The 14,080-nt window shown below is 71.9% G+C and carries 12 protein-coding genes; 6 read left to right on the top strand and 6 right to left on the bottom strand.

Going from position 1 to position 14,080, the window contains the following annotated elements:
- Positions 1-319: 319 nt before the first annotated feature.
- Together ACFYYW_RS45055 and ACFYYW_RS45060 are read left to right on the top strand one after the other, a co-directional pair.
- Complete coding sequence (locus tag ACFYYW_RS45055) at positions 320-745, top strand: nuclear transport factor 2 family protein (protein WP_387659699.1); 426 nt, start codon at positions 320-322, stop codon at positions 743-745.
- Between the two features lie 481 nt (positions 746-1,226).
- Positions 1,227-2,285 carry a cobalamin-independent methionine synthase II family protein gene (locus tag ACFYYW_RS45060; RefSeq protein WP_387659702.1) on the top strand — a complete coding sequence of 353 codons (1,059 nt, stop codon included), beginning with the start codon at positions 1,227-1,229 and terminating at the stop codon, positions 2,283-2,285.
- A gap of 37 nt (positions 2,286-2,322) precedes the next feature.
- Here the strand turns inward: ACFYYW_RS45060 and ACFYYW_RS45065 are convergent, their stop codons facing one another.
- The 5 genes from ACFYYW_RS45065 to ACFYYW_RS45085 form a co-directional block, all read right to left on the bottom strand.
- Positions 2,323-3,078 (bottom strand): class I SAM-dependent methyltransferase, encoded by a 756-nt coding sequence (locus ACFYYW_RS45065; protein WP_387659705.1) that lies wholly within the window; start codon positions 3,076-3,078, stop codon positions 2,323-2,325.
- A gap of 242 nt (positions 3,079-3,320) precedes the next feature.
- The gene (locus ACFYYW_RS45070; RefSeq protein ID WP_387659708.1) at positions 3,321-3,980 is read right to left on the bottom strand and encodes an RraA family protein; all 660 of its coding nucleotides are present in this window, start codon (positions 3,978-3,980) and stop codon (positions 3,321-3,323) included.
- Entirely contained in the window at positions 3,967-5,115 is a 1,149-nt protein-coding gene (locus tag ACFYYW_RS45075; RefSeq protein ID WP_387659711.1) for a mandelate racemase/muconate lactonizing enzyme family protein, read from the bottom strand. Before ACFYYW_RS45075 ends, ACFYYW_RS45070 begins: the two co-directional genes overlap by 14 nt.
- 89 nt (positions 5,116-5,204) lie before the next feature.
- Entirely contained in the window at positions 5,205-5,918 is a 714-nt protein-coding gene (locus tag ACFYYW_RS45080; RefSeq protein ID WP_387659714.1) for a FadR/GntR family transcriptional regulator, read from the bottom strand.
- A 4-nt stretch (positions 5,919-5,922) separates the two neighbouring features.
- Positions 5,923-7,239 (bottom strand): MFS transporter, encoded by a 1,317-nt coding sequence (locus tag ACFYYW_RS45085; RefSeq protein WP_387659717.1) that lies wholly within the window; start codon positions 7,237-7,239, stop codon positions 5,923-5,925.
- A gap of 100 nt (positions 7,240-7,339) precedes the next feature.
- Here ACFYYW_RS45085 and ACFYYW_RS45090 point away from each other — a divergent pair, with 100 nt between their 5' ends.
- Positions 7,340-9,652 carry an alpha-L-fucosidase gene (locus tag ACFYYW_RS45090; RefSeq protein WP_387659720.1) on the top strand — a complete coding sequence of 771 codons (2,313 nt, stop codon included), beginning with the start codon at positions 7,340-7,342 and terminating at the stop codon, positions 9,650-9,652.
- Positions 9,653-10,022: 370 nt separating this feature from the next.
- Positions 10,023-11,222: an FAD-dependent monooxygenase gene (locus ACFYYW_RS45095; protein WP_387659723.1), complete on the top strand. Its 1,200-nt coding sequence runs from the start codon at positions 10,023-10,025 to the stop codon at positions 11,220-11,222.
- A 75-nt stretch (positions 11,223-11,297) separates the two neighbouring features.
- Here ACFYYW_RS45095 and ACFYYW_RS45100 read toward each other — a convergent pair whose 3' ends face one another.
- A complete protein-coding gene (locus ACFYYW_RS45100) occupies positions 11,298-13,160 on the bottom strand; it encodes an ABC transporter ATP-binding protein (protein ID WP_387659726.1) in 1,863 nt (620 codons plus the stop codon).
- 82 nt (positions 13,161-13,242) lie between these two features.
- Here ACFYYW_RS45100 and ACFYYW_RS45105 point away from each other — a divergent pair, with 82 nt between their 5' ends.
- Both ACFYYW_RS45105 and ACFYYW_RS45110 read left to right on the top strand, forming a co-directional pair.
- Positions 13,243-13,764: a hypothetical protein gene (locus ACFYYW_RS45105; protein ID WP_387659730.1), complete on the top strand. Its 522-nt coding sequence runs from the start codon at positions 13,243-13,245 to the stop codon at positions 13,762-13,764.
- Positions 13,761-14,066, top strand: a complete 306-nt coding sequence (locus ACFYYW_RS45110; RefSeq protein ID WP_387659733.1) for a helix-turn-helix domain-containing protein — start codon at positions 13,761-13,763, stop codon at positions 14,064-14,066. Before ACFYYW_RS45105 ends, ACFYYW_RS45110 begins: the two co-directional genes overlap by 4 nt.
- The last annotated feature ends 14 nt before the right edge of the window (positions 14,067-14,080 follow it).

Below are 14,080 nucleotides of genomic sequence, written 5' to 3' on the forward strand. Positions count from 1 at the left end.
CGTATTCTGCCCGCCGCCGGGCGTATCGCTCGAAGATGGGGCTCGATCAGGGCATCCCTGTCCCACCAAGCCCCTCGCAGCCACGGCCCTCGCGTTCAGCCTCGCGGGCCTTGCCGCCTCGTCCGCCGCCGCCCCGGACGCCGACTACGAGTGCGCAGACCTGGTGGGCTCGTGCGGCTGCCGCGTCATCGTCGTCCTTTCCCGGCCGGCAGGTCGCGTCCCATCCTGTCCGAACCGGTCGGGGCAAGGCTTGAACATCGGTGCGCGACCTGGCTTCCGTATGCTGTACGGTACGTTGTACGACTTGAGGAGGAGCAGCATGTACCAGCCGAGCGCCGAGGAACTGAAGAACATCGACGATTGGTTCGCCGCCTACGACGCGCTGGCCGAGGAGGGCGCGATCGAGCAGCTCGCCGACCTGGCGGTCTTCCCGATGAACGTGGCCACCGACGTGCCCGGCGGCCACGCGAGCGTCCGCCAGTGGACGCGGGCCGAGTACGTCGAGAGCATGAAGCAGGCCATGGGCGGCGGCACCGCCGGGCTCGACCTGCGCTCCACGCGCACGCCGCGCTTCGTCAGCCAGAACCTGGTGGTCGTGGAGACCGAGGCGACGATGACGATCGAGGGCGAGGAGCACCGCATGCACTACGCCGACCTGCTGGTGCGCACCGAGGACGGGTGGGCGTTCCAGACCATGGTCCAGGGCGGCTGGGGGCACGGCTGGCCGTCCGCCAGGCGCGGCTGACCCCGCGCTCCCAGGTCAGGGCGCACCTGACCGGGCGCTACTGGACGCCGCCGCGGGTCATCCTCGTGGCGGCGCCCCGGAGCAGCCCCGGGAGCCAGCCGGCGATGGATCGCCGACAGCAGCGGGCCACGCGACGCGCCCGACGCGCCGGTCAAAGCGCAGGAGGGTGGTCAGCGACACCCGCCCGTCCGCCGTCCGGACGACGAGGTTGGCGTCAGTTGGGGTCGGGGCGGTGGGAGGGCCGCCGGCGGCGTGGGCCAGGGGAGTCGTTGTAGCGCAGGTGGGCGGTCAGGATGCGCTGAGCCGTCAGGCGGACCTGGGCGTTCCTCCTGCGGGGTCCGGCCCGCCGCCGGTGGCCGAGCGTGCCGGCCCGCGGGTGCTGCGCGACGCGGATCTTCTCGACACGGTCTGTCCGCGAAGCGGGCGACCACGCGTACGGGAAGCGATTGATCAGATACGCGTCGTTATCTACGCTGTCATCATGTCACTCCCCACCGAGCCGATCGGCAGCATCCCCCGCCCCCCTGCCCTGCTGGCCATCGCAGCCTCCGAACCGGCCGAGGGAGCGTCCGCGCTGGCCGAGGCGCAGGACCAGGCCGTCCGTGACACCGTCCACCGGCTCCAGGAGCTGGGTTCGCCGGTGGTCACCGACGGCGAGCAGGCCAAGCCCAGCTTCGCCACCTACCCGATCGCCGGGCTCGACGGACTCGTCCCGGACGGCGTGGTGATCCCCTTCGCCGACGGGCACCAGCGGCAGTTGCCCCGGCTGACGGCCGGACCGTTCCGCTACCAGGTCCACGCCGAGCGCTACCTGCGCGCCGCCCAGCGCCACGCGAGCGTGCCGGTCAAGCAGGCCGTCATCGCGCCGTCGGCGCTGAGCCTGCTCTACCCGGCCGAGGGCATCGACGGCTACCCGCGCGAGGCGTTCCTGGCCGACCTGGCCGACCAGGCCGAGGCCGACATCCGCGGCTGCCTGGAGGCCGGGGCGCACGTGGTGCAACTCGACTTCACCGAAGGCCGGCTCTCGCTCAAGCTCGACCCGAGCGGCGGGGTGCTGGACGACTTCGTCGCGTTCAACAACAGCGTGCTGGAGCGCTTCACCGACGCAGAACGCGCGCGCATCGGGGTGCACACCTGCCCCGGCGGCGACCAGGACTCCACCCACAGCCTCGACGTCGACTATGCGGCCCTGCTGCCCAAGCTGTTCCGGCTCAAGGCGGGCAACTTCTACCTCCAGCTGGCCAGCGAGGCCGACCCGGACAAGGTTCTGGCGGTCGCCGCCGAACACCTGCCCGCCGACGCGCGGATCTTCGTTGGCGTGATCGACCCGGTGGACCCGCGGGTCGAGACCGCCGAGGAGGTCCGCGACCGCGTCCTGACGGCCGTCCGCCACCTGCCCGCCGACCGGCTGGGCACCTGTGACGACTGCGGGTTCGCGCCGTTCGCCGACGACACCTCCACCTCACGGGAGACGGCGTTCGCCAAGATCCGGGCCCGGCTGGAGGGCACAGAGCTGGCCTCGGCCGAGCTCGGCATCTGATCGTTCCGCCAGCCTCCTCGAAGGCCGAGCCCGGTGTCTAAGCCTTGCTCGCGACCACCATGTAGTTCTCGGCCTCGAGGTCGAAGGTGCTCATTTCCGTCCGGAGTCCGGCCCGGTGCAGCTCGACTTCGAGTTCCTCGTACCGGTAGGGCCAGCAGGACAGCAGTTCCGAGCGGACAAGAACCAGCCCGGTCGCATCGACTTGCGCGATCGCAATCTCGATGTGGTGCTCCTCCTCCCAATGCGGCGCAATCTCCCAGCGGTAGACCACGACGGCATCGCGACCGTTCCGGCGGACGAGCCGGTCGCTGATGTCCAGCCGGGAACCTCTGGCCCTCACGAGTTCCCAGGTGCGGGATGTGAGCACCAAGCGCCCGCCGGGGCGCAGAAGCCGTGACATCGACTCCAGGGCAGCACCCCTGCCTGTCGCGCCCGCGGCATGGTGAAGCGAATTGCCGACGCAGAACACCATGTCGAACGTGTCGTCGTCGAAATGGTCGGGCAACTCTTCCCAGCTCGCCCGCATGGTCCGGACGGATGCCCCGAACTCCTCAGACAACTCTGCAGTCCGACGAACCATCGCTTCGCTGGCGTCAGTTGCGACGACCTGCATGCCCCGACCGGCGAGGCCGACCGCCAACTGTCCGGTTCCGCACGAGCAGTCGAGGACGTGAGCGTTCGACGGCAGGGGACCGAGGACGTCATCGAACGACGCAGCGAACGCGGCTGGAGGCAACTTCGCATCCGAGATGAGCCATTCGTACACCTCGGCAAGCACGTCATAATCCGTCACGACCACTACCTCCGTCCCGCGGCAGACTCACGGCGGGACGTCAGTCCATCATCGGAGCAAGCCGGGCACCAATGGTTTTCGCAAGGACAACCCGCCCGCGCATGCCGCCGTGGTGTCGGCGCTTCGCCGGACGGAACGATCTCGGACGGCACTGGGACCGGGCTTGTTCCCCTTGCAAGTGGCTGGTGCCCCCCGGACGCGGCGGCGACGGGGAGCACGGTCACCGTGGCCCCCGTCAGCCCTCACAACACCCGGTAACGCTCCCAGACCTCCCGCAGCCGCGCGCCGCCCAGCAGGTCGGACAGCACGTCGGACTCCGTGGCCAGCCGCGCCTCGGCCCTGGAGGCCACCTCGGCCTCGCGGGAGCGGGGCACGGACACGATCCCGTCGTCCTCGGCCAGCACCAGGTCGCCCGGCGCGACCAGCACCCCGCCGCAGGTCACCGGCTCCTGTACGGCGGCCACGCGCATCCTGGCGCGGTAGTCGATCGGCCGCGTGCCGCGGGCGAACACGGGGAAGCCCAGCTCCAGGACCTTGCCGCGGTCACGGACGTAGCCGTCGCAGACGACCCCGGCCGCGCCCCGGCCCTTGGCGGCGGCCGAGAACAGCTCGCCCCAGCAGGCCGAACGGTCGCTGCCGCCGGCCGCGATGACCACCACCTCGCCCGGCAGCACCGAGTCGATGAAGTCGATCATGTCGTCGTACGGGTTCTCGCCCGCCGTCCCCGCCGGGACGAACCGGACGGTCCGCGCCCGGCCGAGGGCGCGCATGCCGGCGCGCAGCGGGCGGACGGCGGGGTCGAGCACCCGCCCGCGCACGCCCGTCTCGTCCAGGGAGTCGGACAGCTGCGCGGCGGCGACGCCCGGGTCCAGCGGGACGCGGACCGGCTCAGACGATGACATGGCCCCTCCCGGGCTGGTAGGCGTAGCGGCGCTCCAACTCCGGCGTGAGCCGCAGGCCCAGGCCGGGAGCGGTGGGCGCGAGCACGTGGGAGCCCTCGATCCGCAGCGGCTCGGCGAGCAGCTCCTCGCGCAGCGGGTTGGGCAGCGTGCACAGTTCGATCAGGTCGAGCTGCGGGGTGGCGAACGCGGTGTGCACGCTGGCCATGAGGTTGACGCCGGTGGACCAGATGTGCGGCACGCAGTCCAGCCCGGCGCCGAACGCGCGGGCGGCCACCCGCTGGAACTCCATCACGCCGCCGACCATGCCGACGTCGGGCTGGACGATGTCCACGCCGCCGGCCTCGATCAGCCGCTCGAACTCCTGCCGCGTGGAGTAGCTCTCCACGCCGGAGACCGGCACGCCGAGCGCGTCCCTGACGGCGGCGTACCCGGCGACGTCCTCGGCCCGGCAGGGCTCCTCGAACCAGCACGGGCCGTGGCCCTCCAGGTGCTTGCCGACCCGCAGCACGTCGTCGAGCGGCCACGGCGTTCCGGCGCAGCCCTGGACCGCGTCGAGCACGAACCGGGTGCCCGGCTCCAGGGCCGCGGCCACCCGGTCGATCAGGCCGATGGTGCGCTCGGGGCCGGTCATGGCGCGGAACTTCACCGTCGAGAAGCCGCGCGCCTCCATGTCCTTGACCCAGGCGACCACCTGGTCCTCCTCGACGCCCAGGCCGCCGCTGGCGTACACCTCGACCCGCTCGCGCAGCGGGCCGCCGAGCAGCTCGTGCACGGGCAGGCCGCGGGCCTTGCCGAGCGCGTCGAAGGCGGCGACCTCGATCGCCGCGATCACCCCGGAGGCCACCCCGCCGCGCGCCCAGAAGGCGGTGCTCGCGCGCAGCGCGTCGCCCACGGTGGCGGGCTCGTCGACCGGCAGTCCGACGGCGTAGCGGCGCAGGGCGTCCACCACGCCCGGCACGGCCTGCGCGCCCATGATGCCCTGGGCGACCTCGCCCAGCCCGGTCACGCCGTCCTCGGTGGTGATCTCGACGAGGGCGGCGTCCCAGGTCTCGATCCGGCCGCCCACCCAGGCGAGCGGCGGCCGGCCGGTGTAGTCGTGACTGAGCAGCACCGCACGTATCTTGACGATCTTCACATCGACCCTTCCCGTAATTGGTCCAACCAATATAGCCATCTGATGGCACAAGGCTAGAGAAAGAAGGGTGTTTCGAGGGATTGGTAGGGCTAATCGGCGAGCTGGGTGCGGAGGAAGCGCTCCACGTTCGCGATGTGGGCCGCCGCCGCGGGGGCCGCGAGCGCGGGATCCCTGTCGCGCAGCGCCTCGTAGATCGCCTGGTGCTCGTGGATCGCGCGGTCGAACACACCCTGGTCGGCCTGGCCCCGCCAGATGCGCGCCCGCAGCGTGCGGGTGCTCAGCGACTCGACGAGCGCCGCCAGCACCGGGTTGCCCGCCGCCTCGGCCACCACGGCGTGGAAACGGGCGTCGGCCCGGACGACCTCGTCCACGCTGCCGTCGCAGCTCTGCGGGTCGTGCCGCATCTCCTCCAGGCAGGCGGCCAGCTCGTCGAGCTGCCGGTCGGTGATGCGCGCGGCCGCCTGCGCGGCGGCGGCGGACTCCAGCACCCGCCGCACCGCCAGCATGTCGAGCACGGTGGCGTCCGGGGACAGCTCCACGAGCATCGCGAACGTGTCGAGCAGCATCCCCGGCGACAGGCTGGTCACGTACGTGCCGTCGCCCTGCCGGGCCTCCAGCAGCCCGGCCAGGGTCAGCGCGCGGATGGCCTCGCGCAGCGTGTTGCGCGAGACGCCGAGCCGCACCGCGAGTTCGCGCTCCGTGGGCAGCTTCGTGCCCGGCGGGAACGCGCCGGAGGTGATCATCGTCTTGATGTGATTGATCGTCTCGCCCGAGGCGGATGTGCGCGCGTCCTTGGCCACCACGTCGTCAGCGTAGCGGCAGCCGCAGGTCGGCGCCGCGCGTCTCCGGCACCGCCAGCACCGCCACCAGCGAGATCACCGCGAAGACGCACACCAGGGCGGCGATCGGCCAGGACGCCCCGCCCGCCCAGGTCAGCACGGCCGAGGCGACCAGCGGGGCGGGGCCGCCGATGAGCGCGGCCGTGGACTCGCGGGCCAGCGCGATGCCGCTGAGCCGGAAGCGCGCCTCGAACAGCTCGGCGAACAGCGAGGCCTGGGCGGCGTACATGGAGGCGACGCCCACGGCCAGGCCGAGCGAGACCGCCACCACGATCAGCGCCGGGCTGCGGGTGCCGAGCAGCCAGAACATCGGGAAGGCGAACACCGCCAGGAAGCCCGCGCCGCCGAACCACACCGGCTTCCTGCCCACCCGGTCCGACAACGCGCCGAACAGTGGCGTGGCGACGATGCTCAGCGCGGAGGCGGTGACGTTGGCGGCCAGTCCCACGCCCTTGGGGACGCCGAGCGTGGTGGTCACGTACGACAGCACGAAGACCTGGATGAGATAGGAGATGGCGACGAACGGGCCGTTGGCCGCCATGGCGAGCAGCAACCGGCGCGGCTGCCTCCTGATCACCTCGGCGACGGGCGCCCGGCCGGTGGCGCCGGCCTCCTTCAGCTCGGTGAACACCGGCGTCTCGGCGACCCGCGCGCGGAAGTACAGGCCGAGCGCCACGCCGAGGAGGCTGAGCAGGAACGGCAGGCGCCAGCCCCAGGAGTCGAACTGCTCCTTCGGCAGCGAGGAGATGCCGCTGAAGGTGAGCGTGGCGAGCAGGATGCCGATGAACACGCCGGTGCCGGGCAGCGCGGCGAGCAGGCCCCGGCGGCGCACGTCGCCCGACTCGGCGGACATGACCAGCGCGCCGACGTACTCGGCGCCCGCGCCCAGGCCCTGCAGCAGCCGCAGCGCCACCAGCAGGATCGGGGCGAGCAGGCCGATGCTGCCGTGGTCGGGCAGCACGCCGATGGCGGCCGTGGCGAAGCCCATGAGCAGCAGCGTGATCACCATCATCGGCTTCCTGCCGACGCGGTCGCCGTAGTGGCTGAAGATCACGCCGCCGAGCGGCCTGGCCAGGAAGCCGACGGCGAAGGTGGCCAGCGAGGCCAGGGTGGCGGCCGCGGGCGAGGACTTGGGGAAGAAGTGCTCGCCGAAGACCAGGGCGGCCGCGAGGCCGAACAGCGTGAAGTCGTAGTACTCGACCACGCTGCCGACCATGCCGGCGGCAGCGACGCGGTTGCGCGACGGTCCCGTCCGCAGGTCGGGGGCGGCTGGTTGGACGGACATGGCGGCTCCAGAATGGACGGTCCAATCGAGGGATATGAGCTAGTTTTTCGGCAAATTTCGTCTCTTGTCTATAGATTGGTCCAACCAATACGTTGTGCCCATGAGACGACGCACCCTCTCGGTCCTCGCCGCCGCCCTCGCTCTCGCCGCCACCGCCCCGCCGCCCGCCTCGGCGTCAGCCCCCGCCGCGCAGGGGCCGTACGAGCCGACGAAGGACTCCCTCGGCCGCCACACCGCCCCGCAGTGGTTCGAGGACGCCAAGCTCGGCTTCTTCGTCACCTGGGGCGCCTACTCCGTGCCGGCCTACGCGCCGCTCGACGGCTCGGAGAGCAAGTACGCCGAGTGGTACTGGTCGAAGATGAACACCAAGGACACGCCCACCCAGAAGCACCACGAGCAGGTGTGGGGCAAGGACGTGGCCTACGACGACTTCCTCACCAAGTACTGGAAGGCCGAGAAGTGGAACCCCAGGGCCTGGCTCGACCTGTTCAAGCAGGGAGGCGGCAAGTACTACGTGTTCGTCGCCAAGCACCACGACGGCATCGCGGCCTGGGACAGCGCCTACTCCGACCGCACCACCGTCAAGTACGGCCCGAAGCGCGACTTCACCGGTGAGCTGATCCGGGCCAACCGCGAGGGCGGCTACGGCCTCAAGGACGGCATCTACTTCTCGATGCCGGAGTGGTACAACCCGGCCTCACCGGTGCAGTGGGGCGGCTGGTTCGGGCGCGGCGCACCCAAGAACCCGTACACCGGGCAGCCCGTGCCGTACACCGGGTACCGGCCGGTCGCCGACTACGTCAAGGACTTCCAGCTCCCGCAGATGCTGGAGCTGGTGGACAAGTACGACCCCGACCTCGTCTGGTGCGACATCGGCGGCGTGAACGACTCCGACACCTTCATGGCCCACTACTTCAACAAGGCCGTCGAACGCGGCAAGGAGGTGACCGTCAACAACCGCTGCGGCAACGGCGTGCAGGACTTCACCACGCCCGAGTACGCCGTCGAGCCGGACATCAAGACGTCCAAGTGGGAGGCCTCGCGCGGCATCGGCGCCTCCTACGGCTACAACGCCGAGGAGGGACTGGCCGAGCACCTCACCCCCGACCAGCTCGTGGACTCCTTCGTGGACGTCGTCTCCAAGAACGGCAACCTGCTGCTCAACATCGGCCCCAAGGCCGACGGCACCGTCCCCGACCTCCAGGCCACCAGGGTCCGCGCGCTCGGCGAGTGGCTGAGGACCAACGGCGAGGCCGTCTACGGCTCGCGCTACTGGACGCAGGCCGAGGACAAGGGCGCCACCGTGCCGGTGCGGTTCACCACCCAGCCGCGCGCCTTCTACGTCACCGCGCTGGACTGGCCGGGCGCCAGGCTGAAGCTCACCGCGCCGGTCCCGGTCAAGGACGGCGACGTGGTCACCATGCTGGGGGACCCGCAGCCGCTGCCGTACAAGAAGAACGCCGACGGCACGCTGGAGATCACCACCCGCGCGCCCAAGGGCGCCTACGCCTACACCTTCCGCATCGCCAGGCCCGGCTACCAGCCCTCGACGGAACGGCTGCTCGGCGTGGACGCCACGACCAGGCCCGTCAAGGTGGGGGACAGCGCCAGGATCGAGGTGACGCTGGCCAACCGGGGCGACAAGGAGGTCTCCCGGGGCAGGCTGACCGCGCGCACGCCGTTCGGAGCGCAGGGCTTCGACTTCCCCGCGCTGGCCCCGCACGCCCGGCTCACCCGGACCGTCGAGCTGCCGGTGCCCGCCCGGACCGCGCCCGGCTCGTACGACGTGACGCTGGAGGCCGCGACGCTGACGCACGGCTCGTTCACCGGGGCCGTCCGGATGAAGGTCGCCGGCGAGAGTGTGCCGGTGGACCTGGGCGCCGTCTACGATCACGACTCCATCGCCACGGCCGACGCGCCGGACGACGGCACCTTCGGCAACGCGCCCGTGGCCTTCCCGGCCGACGAACTGCCGCCGCCGGGCGAGGTCGTCTACGACAGCCTCCGGTTCACCTGGCCGTCGGGGGCGACCGGCGTCAGGAACAACGTCCAGGTCAACGGGCAGAAGATCCCGATCCCTCAGGGCAGCTACGTCAACGTGCAACTGCTGGCCTCCGCCGGGTACGGCCCGGCCGCGAGCGAGGTGACCCTCACCTACGCCGACGGCGGCACCACGACCGCCCGGCTCACCGTGGCCGACTGGATGACCGGCGACGACCCGGCCGTGATCACCACCGCGCACCGCTACGCCTGGGGCAAACCGGCCGACGCGCAGGCCAAGGTCTACCGCTACGAGATTCCGGCCGACCCGGGCAGGCAGCTGGTGGCGGTCGCGATGGGCAAGCCGTCCGGGCCGAGCGCCGGCACCGCCACGCACGTCTTCGCCGTCACCGCGGAGCGGTCGGGCCGCTGACGTCGCGGCCGCCCGGGGCCGGTCCGCCGAAGGGCTGGTCCCGGGCGGGAACGCGCAGGTCATGGGCGAATGCGCGGCAGCGCTACCTGCCCGCGCTCCCTTACCACTCCAACTGCGGCTGACAGTGAATCGCCGGATCACTCGTCGGACTCCGTGGCCCGTGCCTGCTGGGCGCGGGTACGCCGACGAGACGGGCTCGGTGGCGTCCTTCGTGAGTACTCACATGCCCGCTTGAAATGCATGGGTGTGATTTTCGGCAGGCGTGGAGCGCCACCGCCCCGATGGATGGTCGTGGAGGCGTGCGAACAGTCGGCCGGGTCCGGCGTGGTGTAGCGCGCAAGGTAGCGTGCTGCACGCATATAACTACTCTGTGTCAAGTGAAGTGCGGAAGGTGATTTGTGTCGGTGGCGGGCCCGCCGGCCTGTATTTCGCGATCCTGATGAAGCTGCGCGATCCTTCGTGCGACATATCCGTTTTCGAGCGCGATCCGGCGGGTTCGACGTACGGCTGGGGCGTGACGTACTGGGGCAGCCTGCTCGACCGGCTGTACGAGAACGATCGCGAGTCGGCCCGCGCCATCGGAGAGGCGTCCGTGCGGTGGCATGACGGGATGGCCCTGATCGGCGGCCGCACCACCACGCACCGCGGCGACGAAGGCTTCGGCATCGGCCGCCACCGGCTGCTCGGCATCCTGGCCGACCGGGCGATCGCACTCGGCGTGCGGGTGGAGTTCGAGCGCGAGATCCTCGGCGAGGTCCCGGACGCCGACCTGGTGGTGGCCGCCGACGGGGTGAACAGCCCGCTGCGCGGCCGCCACGACTTCGGCACCGAGGTCGCCACTGGGGGCAACACCTACATCTGGCTCGGGACCACCAAGGTCTTCGACGCCTTCACCTTCGCCTTCGTGGAGACCGAGCACGGCTGGATCTGGTGCTACGGCTACCCCTTCGACGACGAGCGCAGCACCTGCGTGATCGAGTGCGCGCCCGCCACGTGGCGGGGGCTCGGGCTCGACCGCGCCGACGAGGCGGGCAACCTGGAACTGCTGGACAGGCTGTTCGTCGACCTGCTCGACGGGCACCGGCTCATCGGGCGCGGGCAGGGCGTCGCGCAGTGGCTGCGCTTCCGGACCGTGACGAACCGCACCTGGCACCGCGGCAACCTCGTCCTGCTCGGCGACGCCGCGCACACCACGCACTACTCCATCGGCGCCGGGACCACGCTCGCGATCGAGGACGCCATCGCGCTGGCCGGGGCGATCGAGCGTCACCCCGCCCTGGCGCCCGCGCTCGCGGCCTACGCGCTGGAGCGCAAGGCCGCGCTGTTGCCGGTCCAGAGCGCCGCCCGCTACAGCGCGCGGTTCTACGAGGACCTGCCGCGCTACCTGCGCCTGGAGCCCGCGCAGATGTTCGCGCTGCTCGGCCAGCGGCACTCGCCGCTGCTGTCGTACATGCCGCCACGGCTGTACTACCGGCTCGACCGGGCGGCGAGCCGGCTGGAGGCGCTGCGCAAGATCAAGCGCCGGGCCGGGCACTGGATCGCCGGGTCACTGCAGTCGTTGTCGGGCTGACGGGGTCGGCGCAGGTCGACTGTGCGGGCCGCGGTCCGTGCACAACCTGTGCGCCCTGCGCCAGGGGCGGGGGTCCTACCGGTAGGCGCTGGCCTGCAGCGTGTACAGGTCGGCGTAGAGGCCGTCGCCGTCCATCAGGGTCTCGTGGGTGCCGTGTTCGACGACCCGGCCGCGTTCCAGCACGTAGATGCGGTCGGCGTAGCGCACGCTGGCCAGGCGGTGGGTGATGAGGATGACCGTCCGGCCCTCGGCGTGGTCGCGGATGCGCTCGAACAGGGCGTGCTCGGCGCGGGCGTCCAGGGCGGCGGTGGGCTCGTCGCAGATCAGCAGGTCGGCGTCCCGGTGGAAGCCGCGGGCGACCGCGATGCGCTGCCACTGGCCGCCGGACAGCTCCTGACCGTCCTTGAACCGCCGGTCGAGCAGGGTGCGGTAGCCGTGCGGCAGCGCGGCGACGACCTCGTCCGCCCCGGCCACCGACGCCGCCGCGTGCAGGGCGGGCTCGCCTCGGCCGGTGCCCATCGTGATGTTGTCCCGTACGGTCAGCGGCCACCGGGTGTGGTCCTGGGCGATCACCGCGGTACGGCGGCGCAGGTCGTCGCGGTCCACTTCGGCCAGGTCGGTGTCGTCCCAGCGGACCACGCCCGACTCCGGGGCGTACAGGCCGGCGAGGATCTTGGCCAGCGTGGTCTTGCCCGAGCCGTTCTCGCCGACGAGCGCCACGACCTCGCCGCGCTCGATCTCGACGGACACCCCGCGCAGGGCGGGGGCGGCGGCGCCGGGGTAGGTGAAGGTCACCTCGCGGGCGGTGAGGCGGTCGAACCCCGCCGGGGCCGGGCCGCCGCCGGGCCTGGGCAGGCGGCGCTCGGCGTCCGCGCAGAACTGCAGGAAGTCGGTGAAGTACAGGCCCTGCTCGTAGAGGCTGTTGGTGGCGAACATCAGGTTGCTCAGCGACTGCTGCCCCGACCTGATGGCCAGGACCGCGGTGCCCGCCACGGCCAGCGGGATCGCCCCCACCGCGAGGAGCACGCCGAGCGCGGCGTAGACCAGCCCGGCGCCGAGCCCGCCGAGCGCCTGGCCCACCAGCCTGGCGACGGTCTGGCGGCGGGCCAGCCGGAGCATCACGTCCTGCTCGGCGCGGGCGACGGCGTCGTACAGGCGCAGCAGGAACGGGCGCATGGTGAACGAGCGGAGCTCCGCGGCCGGCTCCCGTTCGGCCAGGAGCTCGGCGACGATCCACTTGCGGCGGCGGGCGGGGATGAGCCCGTGCATGGTGGTGTAGCGCATGCGGGCGCTGCGCACGGCGGCCCAGGTGTCGGGCACCACGGCCAGCAGGAGCAGCGGCAGCAGCGCGGGGTGCAGCACGCCGAGCACCCCGGCCGTGGCGGCGATCCCGATCAGGGCGGTCATCACGTCCACGGCCTCGGAGACGACCGAGTCGGCCACGACCGCGCCGCGGTTGTTCGCCCGTTCCAGCGCGTCGTGGAATCCGGGGTCGTCGTAGGCAACGAGCTCGACGTGGCTGGTCAGGCCGTACAGGCGCTGCTCGGTGGCGCGGGAGATCTGTGGGGTCAGCCGGGCCTGCGCCCAGCCCGCGCCGCCCTGCACGGCGGCGCCGAGCGCCGCCGACACCCCGACGAGGACGAGGCTGGGCAGCGCGGCCATCACCCGCTCGGGGGTGGGCCCCTGGCTGAACAGGGCGGTCAGCACGCCGGTGGTGGCCAGCAGCCCGAACGCGGTGAACACCCCGCCGAGCAGGTGGAGCCCGATGGCGGCGGCGGTGTCGCGGCGGCTGGCCGTCCAGGCGATCCGCATGGCCTGGGCGACCAGGGAGGGCAGGCGGCGGGCGACCGTCAGGAAGCCGACCTCGGCCATGGTGTCGGAGTGGGGGTACCAGTCGGCGACGGAGACGTCGTGGAGTTCGAGGGGTTCGTCCGGCATAGGCCGAGTGTGCGTCGCGAGGGCGACGGTGATCAACAAGAACTCCACAGATGCTCAACACGACGATGATCATGATCGGCCGGTGCAGGACCCTCTGGAATCGCCCTGGCCGCCGACGTCCGGGAGCGTGGCGCACCGCGCCCGGCACTGGTACCAGCTCGGACACGAGCCGGGCCTGCCCGGCGGGCACGTGCTCTACCCGCACGGGCTGGCACACCTCGTGATCGTGCTGGACGGAGGGCGGGCGGGCGGCTCGTACGAGCCGGCGGTCTTCGGGCTGCGCACCCGGCCCGTCGAGGTCGGCGTGCCGGTCGGGGCGCGCAGCCTGGACGTCTGCATGACGCCGCGCGTCGCCCATGCCGTGTTCGGGCTGCCGATGAACCGGCTGGTGGACGCGCCCGTGGAGCTGCGGGAGGCGACCGGTCGCGCAGGGGAGCGGCTGGTCGGGGCGTTGCGCGCGGCGTCGTGCTGGCCGACTGTTTCCTGCGCGACCGGCTCGGCGGGTACGTCCCGGAGACCGACGTGGTCACCCGGGCGTGGCGGCTGCTCGCCGGCCGCGGGGGCCGGCTGCCGGTGGCCGAGCTGTGCCGGCGGACCGGCATGAGCGAACGCCTGCTGGAGCTGCGCTTCCGCGAGCAGGTGGGCCTGCCGCCCAAGGCGTCGGCGCGCCTGCTGCGCCTGTGGCAGGCCCTGCGCCTGCTGGCCCGTCGCCGGCCGGGGGCTCGGGTGGCGATCGAGTGCGGCTTCTACGACCAGGCCCACCTGGCCCGCGACTGCAAGGCGCTGACCGGACGCCGTCCGTCGTGGTTCGCGCGGGCAGATCGTGCTGTTCGGCAACATGTCGAACATTTCGGGTTTGTCCAAGACTGGCTCGTCGGCGTGGATGACCATGACGAAGGCGGGTGATCGGCACCCGCCCA

The sequence above is a fragment of the Nonomuraea sp. NPDC001831 genome (assembly GCF_042892035.1).
Classification (GTDB): domain Bacteria; phylum Actinomycetota; class Actinomycetes; order Streptosporangiales; family Streptosporangiaceae; genus Nonomuraea.